Raw genomic sequence first — 15,248 nt, 5'->3', positions numbered from 1 at the left:
TTATGGATCAAGACGACCTTTTAAAAAAATGGCTAAATCATGAGTTGAGTGAAGCTGAGCAGACCGCTTTTGAAAAAACAGCAGATTTTAAGGCCTACCAAAAAATTATAGAAACAGCTCAACGTTTTAAATCGAATAGCGCGGATAAACGTCATTCTTTTGAAGCGTTAAAGCAAGCCTGTGCAGCACATTCTAGACCGAAGCGTTTAAGCATTAGTGTTATGTGGCGGGTTGCTGCTGTGCTGATTGTTGCCCTAGGGGTATTTGCTGCGTTTTTGTATTATTCGCCCTCCGAAATAAACACAAAAGTGGCCGAAAAGACCCAAGTAGTTTTGCCAGACCAGTCTGTAGTTGTCTTAAACGCCTATTCCGAAATTGCTTTTAGTAAGCGTAACTGGGACAAGCATCGGGAGGTTTTGTTAAAAGGGGAGGCCTTTTTTAAGGTAAACCCCGGACAGACATTTGATGTTGTTACCAAACAAGGAAAGGTAACCGTAGTAGGAACACAGTTTAATGTAAGGCAGCGTCAGGATTATTTTGAGGTTGTTTGTTACGAAGGTCAAGTTAGAGTAGCGTCAGATACTATTGTAAGGCAGTTGGTAAAAGGGGAAACCTACCGTTTAATGCATCAAAAATTTACAACAGGGAACACCTCCGAAAGCGCCCCAAAGTGGTTGGAAAACGTGAGTAGCTTCGATAAGGTTCCTTTTAAGAACGTGCTGGCAGAGCTTGAGCGGCAATATGGTGTTGAGGTAGAATTTAAACCTGTTGGTCCAGAACGGCTTTTCTCGGGTGGGTTTACCCATGAGAATTTAGAAAGCGCCTTAATCTCAATAACCACCCCAATGAACATGACCTACAAAATTGGGCCAGATAAATTAGTTGTCATACATGCCAATAACAATTAACCAGAAGAGGGTTGTTTGCTTACTTGTTTTATGCTTTTCGTTCTCGGGATTTACACAAAATCCAGCGGAGCAAAAAGCAGCAATGCCCTTGGTAGAGGTTCTTGTTTTGCTTCAAGAGCAGCATGAGGTTCAGTTTAATTATGCCGAAGATGTAATTTCAGGAATAAAAACACCAGTGCCCCCTAAACATTATACTTTACAAGAAACCTTAGCCTTTTTAAAAACGACCACCGGGTTGAATTATTTGGTCATGAATGGGGCGTTTATTTTGATACAAAGGCAAGAGAGGTTGGTGGTTTGCGGCTACCTTTTAGATGGCAATACAAAACAGCCCATAACGCGTGCAACAATACAAGTTTCGGGCAATTATGTGGTTAGTGACGATTTGGGGTTTTTCGAAATAGAGGTCGAAAATCAATTTTCTAGAATTACACTACGGCATTTGGGATATGGTACTTTGGTGAGGTTTGCCGATGAGTTTATGTTAAAGGGTTGTAGAGAGGTGCTGCTTAAGCCAAATTTACAGGCCTTGAACGAGGTTGTGATTTCAAATTTTTTGGTCAAAGGGGTGAATAAGGTTAGTAGCGGCGCGTTTAACATCGATTTTTCCGATTTTGATATCCTACCGGGTCTGGTCGATGCCGATGTGCTGCATTCCATCCAAGCTTTTCCTGGGGTTATGAGTGTTAATGAAACCGTATCGAACATTAACATTCGAGGCGGTGCTAACGATCAGAACTTAATTCTTTGGGACGGCATAAAAATGTATCAATCGGGTCATTTTTTTGGGCTTATTTCCATTTACAATCCTCAAATTACCGAGCAGGTTTCGTTAATTAAAAACGGTACTAATGCAGCTCTTACCGATGGCGTTTCCGGAACCATTTCAATGAAATCCAATCCTGAAATAACCTCTGGGCTTAGGGCCAATTTTGGACTGAGCTTAATAGATGCAAATGCCTTTGGCGACATTCCTTTGGGTGAAAAATCGTCTGTGCAGGTAGCCGTGAGAAAGTCTATTAGCGACCTTGTAAAAACACCAACTTACAGGGCGTTTTTTGAAAGGATTTCGCAAGATTCTGAAGTTGAAGGCATGGAAGGAGGAACAAGTTCGGATAAGCAATTTGATTTTCACGATGCCTCCTTGCGGTGGCTTTACCAACCCAGTAAAAAGGACCGGTTGCGGCTAAATGTAATTTATGTTAATAACGCCTTGACATTTAATGAAAATGCCAGTGTTAACGGACTTCAAACGTCTAGAGAGAGTAAGCTTACGCAAAAAAGCATTGCCGGAGCTATACATTACTCGAGGCAATGGAGTAAAACCTTCGAGACCCAATTGGATGTTTACGAAACAGATTACAACTTAAAATCGGTTAACGTTAACGTTATAGATGGCCAGAGGTATTTGCAGGAAAACAACATCTCGGAAACCAGCATTAAATTAAAAGGCAACAAAAACATAGGACATCATTTAAACCTTTTGTTTGGCTATCACTTTGTAGAGACCAAAGTAAGTAATCTAGACGATGTAGACACCCCTATTTACAGGCTGCTTATTTCTGAAGTTTTAAGAAGTCATGGGGCATTTTCCCAAATGAGTTACAAGGGCGTTAAAAACAAACTAAATGCTCAATTTGGATTGCGATATGATTATTTAACAAAGTTTAAAAAGAGCATTTTAGAGCCTAGACTGAGTGTTAATTATAAATTGTCGGATTATTTTTCTGTCGCCTTGTTAGGAGAGTTTAAGCACCAAAGCATGTCGCAGCTAATTAATTTCCAAAACGATTTTTTAGGAATAGAAAAAAGGCGTTGGCAACTATCCAACAATCAAGATGTCCCGGTTATTCGGAGCAAACAGGGTGGCTTGGGGATAAACTATAACCGCAAAGGATTTTTAGTGAGTGTTGATGGGTATTGTAAGTTTGTAGATGGGATAACCACCCAAAGTCAGGGGTTTCAAAACCAATATGAGTTTGTAAAGGCTATAGGGCATTATAACGTTTTCGGGATTGATTTTTTAACCCGAAAACAAATAAAAAACATGAACGTTTGGCTTGGGTATTCGTACATGACAAATTTGTATGCCTTTCCAGATTTAGAACCGGAGGATTTTCCTAGTAATTTCGACATTACCCATACAATTACTTTAGGTGGGGTTTACAGTTATAACAATTTATCTGTTTCGGCAGGACTTAATTGGCATACGGGAAAACCCATATCCGTACCGGCAGAAAATACTCCTCAAGACAATGCAGTGGTATTTGGCAAAACAAACCAAGCAGCATTACAAGACTATTTAAGAATGGATGTTTCTGCCCTGTACGATTTTAAATTGCATAGAAAATCAAGAGGGAAAGTAGGTTTTTCAGTTTGGAATGTATTCGATAAAGACAATGAAATTAATAAGTTTTATAGGGTAGAAAATGGTCAGGTAAAGGCTTATACTCAAAAGTCCTTGGGCATAACCCCAAATGTTTTTGTTAGGGCGTATTTTTAATCCGTGTTAAATAATGCTATTTTTCGTTATTAAATGTATTTTTGGTGCAACCCTAATAACAATTACCATGCTCGATAATTTTTGGTTTAATGTAAAATATGGTATAAATCATGTATTGGACATCAATGGTTACGACCATGTTCTTTTTTTAATTGTTTTAACAGTGCCTTATTTATTTAAAGACTGGAAGCGGGTCTTGCTTTTGGTTACAACATTTACGGTAGGGCATACGTTATCCTTAATATTGGCCGCTTATAGCGTGGTTCGTGTTAATGGGCAGTTGGTCGAGTTTTTAATCCCAATTTCTATTTTAATAGTAGCGCTTTTTAATGTGTTTACAGCAGGAAAAGGCGCCCAAAAAGAGCGCGTTGGGGTTCTGTTTTTTACCACGTTGTTTTTTGGGTTGGTGCACGGTTTGGGATTCGCCAGGGAGTTTAGAATGCTTGTGGGCGGCTCCGACAACAAACTGCTTACCTTAGTCGAATTTGCTTTGGGCATAGAAATAGCACAAATCATTATTGTTTTTGTGGTTTTAATACTGGGGTACATCATGCAAACCATTTTTAGGTTCTCTAAAAGAGATTGGATTATGGTCATTTCGGCTATAGTTGTTGGTTTGGTTATCCCCATGATATTAGAAAGCGACTTTCTAGCATAAGCCTAAAGTTTTGTGAAAACTTTCCATATGGTTGTTTTTAAAACATCAACCAATTATATTAGTATACCTAAAGCTCTATGAAAGAAGACAAACAGCTTAAATACGATAAAGCTTATTTAAGAATTGCAGAAGAATGGGGAAAACTCTCCTACTGTAAACGAAAACAAGTTGGCGCGATAATTGTTAAGGATAGAATGATTATTTCCGATGGATACAATGGCACGCCAACAGGGTTTGAGAATTTTTGTGAAGACGACGAAGGCTATACCAAGTGGTACGTGCTTCATGCCGAAGCCAACGCCATTTTAAAGGTAGCCTCCTCAACACAATCCTGTGTGGGCGCTACGTTATACATTACGTTATCGCCATGTAAGGAGTGTAGTAAACTTATCCATCAGGCAGGAATTGTAAGGGTCGTTTATAGCAAAGCCTATAAAGACGATTCGGGATTAAAATTTCTTAAAAAAGCAGGCATTAAACTAGAATTAGTCGAACATACAACTGTATAACATCATGCGTTTCAATAAAAAATACGTGCCGTTAATTGTGGGCGTTGCCATAGCAGCAGGGATTTTTATTGGAGAAAAACTAAATTTTACAGACACTTCAGATAGGCTGTTTAGTGTAAACAGCAAAAAAGACAAACTAAACAGGCTAATTGATTACATTGATTACGAATACGTAGACGATGTAAATACCGATAGCATTGTAGATGTTACCGTTAATGGAATTTTAGACAACCTAGACCCTCATTCTGTATACATTCCAAAAGAAGACATGGAGCGGGTAGCCGATAATATGAAAGGAGATTTTGTAGGCATTGGCATTAATTTTTACACATATAAAGATACCATAACCGTAATAAAAACCGTAGAGGGTGGCCCCAGCGAAAAAGTGGGTATAAAAGGCGGCGACAGGATTTTATTTGCCAATCAAGATACCGTTTATGGTAAAAACCTTAACAATGCCGAAGTGATTAAAAAGCTTAAAGGCCCAATACATTCCAAAGTAACACTTGGGGTGTACCGAAAAGGAGAAAGCCAACTGCTAAACTTTACCGTAAAAAGGGACCATGTGCCCATTAAAAGTGTCGATGCGGCCTACAAGCTAAACGAAGCTTTGGGGTACATAAAAATTAACCGCTTTGCAGAGTCGACCTATAACGAATTTAAAAAAGAACTTACCACCCTACAAAAGCAAGGCATGACCGAACTGGTCTTAGATTTAAGAGGTAATCCTGGCGGGTTCCTGGGGGTGGCAGAGCGTATAGTCGATGAGTTTTTAAAAGACGGCAAGCTCATTCTGTTTACCAAAAACAAACGAGGAAACATTAAAAAAAGCTTTGCAACCAAACGAGGGGATTTTGAAACCGGCAAACTTTATGTGCTCATCGATGAAAACTCGGCCTCTGCCAGCGAGGTTATTGCAGGGGCACTTCAAGATAACGACAAAGGCACCATTGTAGGTAGACGGTCGTACGGAAAAGGTCTTGTGCAGCGAGAAATGGATTTAGGCGATGGTAGTGCCGTTAGGCTTACGGTGTCTAGGTATTATACCCCAACAGGACGCTCCATACAGCGGGCGTATAAAAATGGGAGTAAAGACTATTACGATGAGTATTTTGAACGTATTGAAAGTGGTGAGTTGATAGACGAGGAAAAAATCCAAGTAGCCGATTCGTTAAAGTTTAAAACCCCAAAGGGGAAAGTGGTTTATGGCGGAGGGGGCATTATCCCCGATGTGTTTGTGCCTATAGATAAAGGCATGCAAAATGAGACCATAATGTTTCTTGAAAGGCGTGGGTTTATAAGTAATTTTGTGTTCGAGTATTTAGATGAGAACCGCCATGCTTACGATAGTGTGTCTAGAGATGCATTTATAAACGATTTTGAATTGAACGACGATATTGTTGTTGCGTTTGAAAGCTATCTTAGGGAAAAAACCGATTCCAACATTACTTTTGTAGCGTACAATAACGAGATTAAGCAGTACATTAAGGCCACGCTGGCAAACCAATTGTATGGCAACGGAGCCTACTACGAAGTTATTAATAAGTTTGATGTTATGATAGAGGAGGTTCTAACATTAAGTAAGGCGCCTTAAGGCTCTAGCTTATCGTGAATTTTGGTGTGTTCGCCATGATTCCATAGGGTTAAAATATCTGTAGCGACTTGGGCACCACTACCACTAGCAATAGCAAATTGACTGCGCCATCCGGCTAGTGTGCCTGCTACGTAAAGATTCTTCTTAACCAAATGATCCTCGTTTTTTAACCAAATCCTATTTTTTTCTGCCTTGGCTCTTGGGTGTGGTGCTATATAGGGCTCTAACCCGGTAATGTTTATTAAATGGGTATAACCAACGGCAACAACAACCATTTTGGCGTGGTAACTTTGTTTGTTGGTGTTAACTTCAAAATAACCAGCATCGGTTTCTAAAACAGAAAGCACCTTTTCCTTTTCAATCTGTTCAACATGTGGGTACAATGTTGCTAATTGTGTTTTTCCTGAGCTTAAAATAGATTGGCCTGTGGTTCCGGGAGGAAGTCCTAAAACGTTGTTAAATAAGGCGCTTTGCAAATGGGAACTGCGTTGGTGGGCAATAAGACCAATACGCTTGTCTTTTGCAAATGCCTTGGTTTTGGCAGAGCCCAAAACCAAAGCGCAGGACATGCCAGATGCGCCGCCTCCAATAATTAAAGCGTCGTACATGCTTATTTGGTTTTTTGTTTGCGTTCAATTTTTTTGGAAATCCTTAAAATTTGAAGCAGAACAACCGCGCACAGTGCACATGCAATGGTTATTAGTGCAACAATGCTGTCGTCTTCAAAAGGTGCTTCAAAATTTATTTTGGTAACATTAAAAATAATTAAAGCAATGGCGATGCCCGTTAAAATAAGGGTGAAAATTTTCATATTTAAAGTAAAAGGGCTTTAATGTTATGAGCAAATAGTTTAACGGCAATGGCTAATAATACCACACCAAAAACTTTTCGTATAATGTTAATGCCGTTTTGTCCAATTAATCGCTCGATTTTAGTGGATGTTTTAAGAACAATGTAAATAATAATAACGTTTAGTATAACGGCAACAATAATGTTTTCTAGTTTAAATTCAGCCCTTAACGAAAGTAGGGTTGTTAAGCTTCCTGGGCCTGCAATTAAAGGAAAAGCGAGTGGGAAAACAGAAGCTGTCATGGCGCTGCTTTCATCTTCTTTGTACAGGGTAATGCCCAAAATCATTTCTAAGGCAATAAAAAACAGGATAAAGGCACCAGCAACGGCAAAGCTATTCACGCCAATACCAATAAGCGACAAAATGTTTTGTCCCACAAAAAGAAAGACAATCATAATAATACCGGCAATAATCGAAGCTTTTTCGCTTTGTATGTGCCCAGCTTTTTTTCTTAGGTCGATAACAATAGGTACATTGCCAACAATGTCTATTACAGCAAAAAGTACCATGAAGGCGGTAAATATTTCTTTAACGTCTAATTGCATGTTTTTTAGTGTTTTGTATTTTTTTGCAAATCTCGGAATTTAAGATGTAATGCATGGCTAAAATAACCAATATTTTTTATCTGAATTTGTCAGCAATAACAATTACCTTTGCAGCATGTTTCAATTAGGGAAGGCCATTGTATCGGAAGATATTATAGAAAAGGATTTTGTGTGCAATTTATCGGCATGCAAGGGCGCTTGTTGTGTAGAAGGAGATGCTGGGGCGCCGTTGGAGGCTTCTGAAGCCAAAATACTAGGTGATATTTACGAAACCGTAAAGCCTTTTTTAAGGCCGGAAGGTATTGCTGCCATTGAAAAACAAGGCGTATTTATAACCACAGAAGCAGGCGATTTGGAAACACCATTGGTAAACCAGGCCGAATGTGCTTACGTTACTTTTGATAAAAACAATACGGCCTTGTGCGGTATAGAGCAGGCGTATAATGAAGGAAAAATTGATTGGAAAAAACCCATTTCCTGCCATTTGTATCCCATTCGAGTTAAGGATTATAGCGAATTCTCTGCGGTAAACTACCACCGTTGGCCAATTTGTGACGATGCTTGTAGCCTTGGAGCAGAGTTGCAAGTGCCTATTTACAAGTTTGTAAAGGAGGCGCTTATTAGAAAATTTGGCGAAGATTGGTACCTAGAGCTGGAAAAAGTAGCCCAAGGGCATAAGTAATCTACGCGCTTTTAAGGGCTGTTGCTCTAATGGGAATGTTCACTACAACCCTAGTCCCGCTAGGAGTGCCATTCTCGAACAAATCCTCAATATCTATTTTATAATCGCTGGTGTAGGCTTTAGAAAAGTTGGATAGCCTGGCTTTAGTTATGGCAATCCCCACAGATTTTCGTTTTAATTTCTTTTGAGATTTTATTTTTTGCGAGGCGGCTCGGCCTATGCCATTGTCTGTAATGGTTATGGTAATATGCTCCGGGCTGTGTTTTGTTATATTCAAGGTTATTTTTTTATCACCTTTTTTCGAGGAAAGACCATGCCATAGGGCGTTCTCTAAAAATGGCTGTAAAATTAACGAAGGTACTTTTATGGCGGAGGTGTTAATGTGCTTGTCAACAAAAACGGCGTATTCTATTTGGTTCGATAGGCGAATGTTCTCAATGTTCATGTAAAGCCCCATGGTTTCTAGCTCTTCTTCAAGGGAGATGTCCTTTTCGGTCGAGGCAACTAGGATTTTTCTAATAAGTTTAGAGAATTTGTTTAGGTAGTAAACGGCATTTTCCTTTTCGTTGTTTATAATGTAAAGCTTTATGGAGTTTAAGGAATTAAAGATAAAATGAGGGTTCATTTGGTTGCGCAGCATTTCCTGCTCTAGGGTGATTATTTTTTTCTCGTTTTTTAGTTTGTGCTGCCTGTACAGGATAACCAAAATAATAATGAGTAATAGCCCGCCTAAAGACCCCAGCAGTTGAAAATTTTTATGTTGTTTTAATTTAAGCTTTACAATCTCATTTTCATTGGCTAAGGCCTGTATTTGGTTGTTTTTTTTCTCGGTTTCGTATGTAATAATCAGACCGTTTACATACTGAATGTTCCGCTCGTTGGTAATCGACGCTTCGAGGTCTTGGTAGAGTTTTTTGTACTTTAGGGCGGTTTGGTAGTCTTTTTTCAGCTCATAAACTTCAGATAGGTAGTTGTATGCGGTAGATTTAGAGGATTTTAAATGATAGGCTTTAGAAATGTTTAGCGCCTCATAAAGGTTGCTCTCGGCCGAATCTAATTGGCCCATTTTAAGCAGGGTAAGACCTAAGTTTAAATGCGATGTGGCTAGATAAAATTGATCCTTTTCTACTTTGGCTTTCTCTAGGGCAGCGGTTACCAAAGAGAGGGCTTTTTTATACTGTCCTTTTTTTATGTCTATTTTGGCAATGCTGTTGTAGCAAATAATGCGGCCAATTTCAGAGTTTATAATGTTGTTGTGTTTTAGCGAGGTTTTGTAGTTCTCTAAAGCGAGGTCAATCTGCCCTTTGGCTTCTTGGGCATAACCTATGTTGTGGTGGTTAATGGCAAGGCCTAAATTGTTGTTTAGGGCTATTTCTATTTTTAGGGACTTTTTAAACTGTTCTATGGCAAAGTCGTATTGCTTAAGAGCAAGATAGATGTTCCCCATACTGTTTTGCGAAACTGCAATGCTTTGTTTTAAGGTTTTTGAAGGGGTTTTGGCATTTTCGGCCAAATCTAATGCCTTCTTATGGTAGTCTAAAGCCTGGCGTATTAAATCCTGTCGCCTGCAAGTAACCCCAAGCATGTTAAGACCAAAAACTTCCAGTTCTATGTTGTTTGCTTGTTTGGCAAGCGCTACGGCCTTAAGGTGTCGTTCTGTAGAGCGGTTGTATTTTGAGAGGTTTCTGTCTATAATTCCCAGCATGTTGTAAGCAAAGCTTTCGCCCTCCAGATACTTGTTTTCTGTGGTTTTTTTTAACAGGTAGGCCATTTTTACCGAATCGTTTTTGTCCTGATGCCTTAGTACAGAATCTAAAAACTGGTAGTAGGGTGACTTTTTTGCAATTAAAACCGCTGTTTTTTGTTGAAAAGCCTTATCGATCGAATCGTTTTGCGCTTGGATGTTGAATACCGCAAAAAACAATGCCACTAAGAGCGCTAAGTGTTTTGTTGTGGACGAGTTTTTTATAAGGTCTTGCTTCATGGTAGGGTTACAGTTTGTCAAGAAAATCGGACTTTCGTTGTCTGGCTACAGGAATTTTTTTGTTGGACGTCATTAAAACATAGCCATCGGTTTTTACAAACTCTTTAATTTTATTCAGGTTAATTACAAACGAATTGTGAATTCTAAAAAACGAATCGTTGGGCAGTAGGGCGTTCATTTCCTTAAGCTTTTTGGTAACCACGATTTTTTGGTCTTTCTCTAAAAAAATGGTGCAATAATTCCCGTCAGACTCTATGTGCAAGATGTCGTCAATATCCAAGAAAATCAATTTACCATCGGCATTTATGGTGATTTTCTTTTTTTGCTGGGTATTGTTAAAATTAATTAGGGCGTCTTCTACCTTCGAAATGGCCAAGTTGTTGTTGTAATGCTTTTTTATTTTTTTTATGGTCTGTGCAAGATCATCAGAGTCTATTGGCTTCAAAAGATAATCGATTGCTTCGTTTTTTATGGCTTTTAAGGCATACTCGTTGTAAGCTGTGGTAATAATTACCGAAAAGTCCTTGGCCTCCAGTTTGTCTAGAAACTGAAAACCATCCATGGTAGGCATGTTAATGTCTAAAAACAGGCAATCAACTTTGTTTGTGTTTAAATACTGTATTGCTACTTCTGGCCTGGTAAAGGTTTCAACAATACTCAAAACATCTTTAAAAGTGTTTAACTCCCAAGATAGGCTTTGTATCGCTTTAGGCTCATCGTCAACAATAACTGCTTTTATCATGAACCAAATATAATAATATATCGGTTGATAAAGTGGGGTTAATGTGTTGTTGGTTACTTTTTTTGTATAAAAAGGTGAAGATTGTGTGTGGGCATTTTAACCCTTGCTTTTGCCAATTATACACTTTTTATTACCAACCATACATTGTTTTTTGCGCTTTGTTTTTTTTGCAAGATATTAGTATCGCTATTAATTATTTAAAGGGGTATGCATTTCTAAATAAGAATGCATTTATACTAAAGAAAGAGGGTCTTTTTGGCTCTCTTTTTTTAGTTTTAAAAGATGCTGTAAACCGTTACGGTTGTTTGGGTTGTCGTGTTTTTCATAGGTTTTTTTACTGCGTTTTTTGTTGCGATAAATTACTGAAAAACAATTTATTGTAAAGTAAGTGGTGTTTTATTTTAATAAAATCAGAGCCGTGCTAGGCTGCGCTTGATTTGTTAAAAACTTGTTGAAAACGTTTGATTAATAATTTTTCATTTTCAACGCCAAATTCCAATATTTGTTAGTCCCAAATCACACGAAATAATTCATCATAATTTTTGCAAAAAAACCAATTTATATGTCTCAACAAGCTATTGAACCAATCCTTAAAGAAAACAAAGATCGCTTTGTTATTTTCCCAATACAACACCACGATATTTGGGAGTGGTACAAAAAATCTGAAGCCAGTTTTTGGACTGCCGAAGAAATAGATCTTCACCAGGATTTAAACGATTGGAGCAACAAGCTTAATGACGATGAGCGCTATTTTATTAAACATATTCTAGCCTTTTTTGCAGCTAGCGATGGTATTGTAAACGAAAACCTTGCCGAGAATTTTGTTAACGAGGTGCAATATAGCGAGGCCAAATTCTTTTACGGGTTCCAGATTATGATGGAAAACATCCATAGCGAAACCTATTCGTTATTAATTGATACCTACGTCAAGGACGAAAAGGAAAAAGACATTCTTTTTAGAGCCATCGAAAACTTTCCGGCAATTAAAAAGAAAGCCGATTGGGCCTTAAAATGGATCGAGTCGCCAAGCTTTGCAGAGCGTTTAATTGCCTTTGCCGCTGTAGAAGGGATTTTCTTCTCGGGCGCTTTTTGCTCGCTGTTCTGGTTGAAAAAAAGAGGCCTCATGCCTGGGTTAACCTTCTCTAACGAGCTTATTTCTAGAGACGAAGGTATGCATTGCGATTTTGCAGTGCACATTCACAACAACCACCTGGTAAACAAAGTGCCAAAAGAACGCATTCGCGAAATAATTGTCGATGCCCTAAACATAGAGCGCGAGTTTATTACAGAATCGTTGCCCGTAAGCTTAATAGGAATGAATGCTAAGCTAATGACGCAGTATTTAGAGTTCGTTACAGACAGGCTTTTAACCGAGCTGGAGTGTGAAAAAGAGTACAACGCTACCAATCCTTTCGATTTTATGGACATGATTTCTTTACAAGGAAAAACCAATTTCTTCGAGAAACGCGTGTCGGAATACCAAAAAGCAGGTGTTTTAAATAAAGAAGAAGAGGAAGATAAATTCAAATTTGACGCCGATTTTTAAATTGGCTCCAAGCATTAAAAACATTTAAAGTTCCATAAAGGAGGCTTCTGCATAGAAGTACCGTTGTTGAACGCAATAAAATATAATAAACTGATTTTCAATCGATTTGAAAAATTGGTAAAAACGAATTAACCCATTTTCTGAAGGTGTATCAGGAAATTTTAAACTGTGTAAAATATGTATGTAGTAAAAAGAGACGGTCGTAGAGAGCCTGTCATGTTCGACAAAATCACTTCGCGAGTGAGAAAATTGTGTTACGGATTAAACGAACTTGTCGATCCGGTAAAAGTAGCCATGCGCGTTATAGAGGGCTTGTATGATGGAGTAACCACTAGCGAGCTAGACAACCTAGCAGCCGAAACAGCGGCTACCATGACAACCGCCCACCCCGATTATGCGAGGTTAGCAGCCAGAATATCGGTCTCAAACTTACATAAAAACACCAAAAAAACCTTTAGCGAGGTTATGGAAGACCTCTATACCTACGTTAATCCGAGAACTGGGAAAAAAGCGCCTTTGCTTTCAGATGAGGTTTATAACATTATTATGGATAACAAAGAGAAACTAGACTCTACCATAATATATAACCGCGATTTTGGGTACGATTATTTTGGGTTTAAAACCTTAGAGCGTTCGTATTTGCTTAAGCTTAACGGCCAGATTGCCGAAAGACCACAGCACATGCTTATGCGTGTTTCGGTAGGGATTCATTTAAATGATTTGGATGCCGCTATTGAAACTTACGAGCTCATGTCGAAAAAATATTTTACACATGCTACACCAACCTTGTTTAATTCTGGTACGCCAAAACCCCAAATGTCGTCATGTTTCCTTTTAACAGCCAAGGACGATAGTATTGATGGGATTTACGATACTTTAAAGCAAACCGCTAAGATCTCGCAATCGGCGGGAGGTATTGGGTTGGCCATTCATGATATTAGAGCTACCGGAAGTTATATAGCTGGCACCAACGGGACCAGCAATGGCATTGTGCCAATGTTGCGCGTGTTTAATGATACGGCGCGTTATGTAGATCAAGGCGGTGGAAAGCGTAAAGGGAGTTTTGCCATTTATTTAGAGCCTTGGCACGCCGATATTTTCGACTTTTTGGATTTGAAGAAAAACCACGGAAAAGAAGAAATGCGTGCTCGCGACCTGTTTTACGCCATGTGGATTCCAGATTTGTTTATGAAACGCGTTCAGGAAGATGGACAATGGACTTTAATGTGCCCTAACGAGTGCCCAGGTTTACCAGACACCCATAGCGAAGCGTTCGAAGCGCTTTACCTTAAATATGAAGCAGAAAACAAAGGGAGAAAAACCATTAAGGCTCGCGAACTTTGGGAGAAAATCCTAGAGTCGCAAATAGAAACAGGTACACCGTACATGTTGTATAAAGATGCGGCCAACCGCAAATCGAATCAGAAGAATTTAGGAACCATTAGATCGTCTAACTTATGTACAGAAATTTTAGAGTACACTTCGCCAGATGAGGTTGCTGTATGTAACTTGGCCTCTATTGCGTTGCCAATGTTTGTAAAAGATGGCGCCTTTGATCATGAGGAGCTGTACCGAATTACAAAGCGGGTAACCAAAAACCTTAACCGCGTTATCGATAGAAACTACTATCCGGTTAAGGAGGCTGAAAACTCAAATTTCCGTCACAGACCAGTAGGGTTAGGGGTACAAGGATTGGCTGATACGTTTATAAAAATGCGCATGCCATTTACGAGCGATGAAGCCAAAAAACTCAATCAAGAAATTTTCGAAACCCTTTATTACGCTGCCGTAACGGCAAGTATGGAAGAGGCTAAAGCCGATGGCCCATATCAAACATATCAAGGGTCGCCTATTAGCGAAGGCTTATTTCAGCACAACCTTTGGGGCGTGAAAGACGAGGAGCTAAGCGGCCGATGGGATTGGGATAAACTTCGTAAGGAGGTAGCCGAGAACGGTGTGAGAAACTCGTTGTTGGTTGCGCCAATGCCAACAGCTTCAACCTCTCAAATTCTAGGGAATAATGAGTGTTTTGAGCCGTATACCTCTAACATTTATACGCGTAGAGTGCTTTCGGGAGAGTTTATTGTTGTTAATAAGCATCTGTTGGAAGATTTGGTTGCACTGGGCTTATGGAACGAAGGCTTAAAGCAGGATATTATGAGGGCTAACGGTTCTATACAGGATATAGAAGGCATTCCGCAGGATATTAAAGACCTTTATAAGACGGTTTGGGAATTGAGTATGAAAGATATTATAGACATGTCTAGGCACAGAGGGTATTTTATAGACCAATCCCAATCTTTAAACTTGTTTATGGAAGGAGCTACAATGGCAAAATTAACATCTATGCATTTTTATGCTTGGAAGAGTGGTTTAAAAACAGGCATGTACTATTTGCGTACTAAGAGTGCCGTAGACGCCATTAAATTTACATTAGACAATAAGAAAAAAGCAGCGCCAGTGGTACAAGAAAGCACCAATACGGCAGAGCAAGCTATTGTAGAAAAACAAAAGGAACAAGCGGCAAAAACTGCGGCTAAATTTGCACAAGAGTCTGCTGAAGACGATGTCGCACCAATGACACCAGAGGAAATGAAGGCTTTAATTGCCCAAGCCAAGGCTGCCGAAGGAGAAGACGACTGCTTAATGTGCGGTTCTTAAAGATTTATAAGTGTTAATAATTTAAAAAAGCCATCTTCATTACAAGATGGCTTTTTTTGCATATAG

13 protein-coding genes are annotated in these 15,248 nt (G+C 39.1%); 8 read left to right on the top strand and 5 right to left on the bottom strand.

Features of this window, described 5'->3' with window-relative positions; translation table 11 throughout:
• Nucleotides 1-2 precede the first annotated feature (2 nt).
• The 5 genes from IA57_RS03580 to IA57_RS03560 all read left to right on the top strand — a co-directional run bounded on the left by IA57_RS03580 (nt 3) and on the right by IA57_RS03560 (nt 6,172).
• Nucleotides 3-908 (top strand): FecR family protein, encoded by a 906-nt coding sequence (locus tag IA57_RS03580; RefSeq protein ID WP_036119277.1) that lies wholly within the window; start codon nt 3-5, stop codon nt 906-908.
• Nucleotides 892-3,411 carry a TonB-dependent receptor gene (locus IA57_RS03575; RefSeq protein WP_229730296.1) on the top strand — a complete coding sequence of 840 codons (2,520 nt, stop codon included), beginning with the start codon at nt 892-894 and terminating at the stop codon, nt 3,409-3,411. Before IA57_RS03580 ends, IA57_RS03575 begins: the two co-directional genes overlap by 17 nt.
• 67 nt (nt 3,412-3,478) lie before the next feature.
• On the top strand, nt 3,479-4,069 hold the full coding sequence (locus IA57_RS03570; RefSeq protein ID WP_036119520.1) for a HupE/UreJ family protein: 591 nt from the start codon (nt 3,479-3,481) through the stop codon (nt 4,067-4,069).
• A 77-nt stretch (nt 4,070-4,146) separates the two neighbouring features.
• The gene (locus IA57_RS03565) at nt 4,147-4,578 is read left to right on the top strand and encodes a deoxycytidylate deaminase (RefSeq protein WP_036119275.1); all 432 of its coding nucleotides are present in this window, start codon (nt 4,147-4,149) and stop codon (nt 4,576-4,578) included.
• 4 nt (nt 4,579-4,582) lie between these two features.
• Nucleotides 4,583-6,172, top strand: a complete 1,590-nt coding sequence (locus tag IA57_RS03560) for a S41 family peptidase (RefSeq protein WP_036119272.1) — start codon at nt 4,583-4,585, stop codon at nt 6,170-6,172.
• Here the strand turns inward: IA57_RS03560 and IA57_RS03555 are convergent.
• Genes IA57_RS03555 through IA57_RS03545 form a run of 3 tightly spaced genes read right to left on the bottom strand, consistent with a single transcriptional unit; the run spans nt 6,169 to nt 7,567 of the window.
• Nucleotides 6,169-6,780, bottom strand: a complete 612-nt coding sequence (locus tag IA57_RS03555) for an FAD-dependent oxidoreductase (protein WP_036119269.1) — start codon at nt 6,778-6,780, stop codon at nt 6,169-6,171. The two genes, IA57_RS03560 and IA57_RS03555, sit on opposite strands and share 4 nt — an antisense overlap.
• 2 nt (nt 6,781-6,782) lie before the next feature.
• Nucleotides 6,783-6,983 (bottom strand): hypothetical protein, encoded by a 201-nt coding sequence (locus IA57_RS03550; protein ID WP_036119266.1) that lies wholly within the window; start codon nt 6,981-6,983, stop codon nt 6,783-6,785.
• 2 nt (nt 6,984-6,985) lie between these two features.
• Nucleotides 6,986-7,567, bottom strand: a complete 582-nt coding sequence (locus IA57_RS03545; protein ID WP_036119263.1) for a MarC family protein — start codon at nt 7,565-7,567, stop codon at nt 6,986-6,988.
• 115 nt (nt 7,568-7,682) lie between these two features.
• Between IA57_RS03545 and IA57_RS03540 the strand changes: the two genes are divergently transcribed.
• Complete coding sequence (locus tag IA57_RS03540) at nt 7,683-8,249, top strand: DUF3109 family protein (protein WP_036119260.1); 567 nt, start codon at nt 7,683-7,685, stop codon at nt 8,247-8,249.
• Nucleotide 8,250: 1 nt separating this feature from the next.
• Here IA57_RS03540 and IA57_RS03535 read toward each other — a convergent pair whose 3' ends face one another.
• Nucleotides 8,251-10,233, bottom strand: a complete 1,983-nt coding sequence (locus tag IA57_RS03535; RefSeq protein WP_036119257.1) for a tetratricopeptide repeat-containing sensor histidine kinase — start codon at nt 10,231-10,233, stop codon at nt 8,251-8,253.
• Between the two features lie 7 nt (nt 10,234-10,240).
• The gene (locus IA57_RS03530) at nt 10,241-10,975 is read right to left on the bottom strand and encodes a LytR/AlgR family response regulator transcription factor (protein ID WP_036119255.1); all 735 of its coding nucleotides are present in this window, start codon (nt 10,973-10,975) and stop codon (nt 10,241-10,243) included.
• Nucleotides 10,976-11,537: 562 nt separating this feature from the next.
• On the opposite strand from IA57_RS03530, the gene IA57_RS03520 reads away from it, so the two are divergent.
• Nucleotides 11,538-12,521 (top strand): ribonucleotide-diphosphate reductase subunit beta, encoded by a 984-nt coding sequence (locus IA57_RS03520; RefSeq protein WP_036119249.1) that lies wholly within the window; start codon nt 11,538-11,540, stop codon nt 12,519-12,521.
• Between the two features lie 177 nt (nt 12,522-12,698).
• Entirely contained in the window at nt 12,699-15,182 is a 2,484-nt protein-coding gene (locus IA57_RS03515; RefSeq protein WP_036119247.1) for a ribonucleoside-diphosphate reductase subunit alpha, read from the top strand.
• Nucleotides 15,183-15,248 lie beyond the last annotated feature (66 nt).

It is taken from the genome of Mangrovimonas yunxiaonensis (assembly GCF_000733475.1).
Classification (GTDB): Bacteria; Bacteroidota; Bacteroidia; order Flavobacteriales; family Flavobacteriaceae; genus Mangrovimonas; species Mangrovimonas yunxiaonensis.
Note: the sequence above shows the minus strand (reverse complement) of the source record. Positions and strands in the feature narration are given on the sequence as shown.

Excerpts from the sequence above, each read along its gene's own strand:
- IA57_RS03520 (WP_036119249.1), top strand. The coding sequence starts at position 11,538 with ATGTCTCAACAAGCTATTGAACCAATCCTTAAAGAAAACAAAGATCGC.
- IA57_RS03515 (WP_036119247.1), top strand. The coding sequence starts at position 12,699 with ATGTATGTAGTAAAAAGAGACGGTCGTAGAGAGCCTGTCATGTTCGAC.
- IA57_RS03530 (WP_036119255.1), bottom strand. The coding sequence starts at position 10,975 with ATGATAAAAGCAGTTATTGTTGACGATGAGCCTAAAGCGATACAAAGC.
- IA57_RS03580 (WP_036119277.1), top strand. The coding sequence starts at position 3 with ATGGATCAAGACGACCTTTTAAAAAAATGGCTAAATCATGAGTTGAGT.
- IA57_RS03575 (WP_229730296.1), top strand. The coding sequence starts at position 892 with ATGCCAATAACAATTAACCAGAAGAGGGTTGTTTGCTTACTTGTTTTA.
- IA57_RS03545 (WP_036119263.1), bottom strand. The coding sequence starts at position 7,567 with ATGCAATTAGACGTTAAAGAAATATTTACCGCCTTCATGGTACTTTTT.
- IA57_RS03555 (WP_036119269.1), bottom strand. The coding sequence starts at position 6,780 with ATGTACGACGCTTTAATTATTGGAGGCGGCGCATCTGGCATGTCCTGC.
- IA57_RS03560 (WP_036119272.1), top strand. The coding sequence starts at position 4,583 with ATGCGTTTCAATAAAAAATACGTGCCGTTAATTGTGGGCGTTGCCATA.
- IA57_RS03570 (WP_036119520.1), top strand. The coding sequence starts at position 3,479 with ATGCTCGATAATTTTTGGTTTAATGTAAAATATGGTATAAATCATGTA.
- IA57_RS03540 (WP_036119260.1), top strand. The coding sequence starts at position 7,683 with ATGTTTCAATTAGGGAAGGCCATTGTATCGGAAGATATTATAGAAAAG.
- IA57_RS03565 (WP_036119275.1), top strand. The coding sequence starts at position 4,147 with ATGAAAGAAGACAAACAGCTTAAATACGATAAAGCTTATTTAAGAATT.
- IA57_RS03535 (WP_036119257.1), bottom strand. The coding sequence starts at position 10,233 with ATGAAGCAAGACCTTATAAAAAACTCGTCCACAACAAAACACTTAGCG.
- IA57_RS03550 (WP_036119266.1), bottom strand. The coding sequence starts at position 6,983 with ATGAAAATTTTCACCCTTATTTTAACGGGCATCGCCATTGCTTTAATT.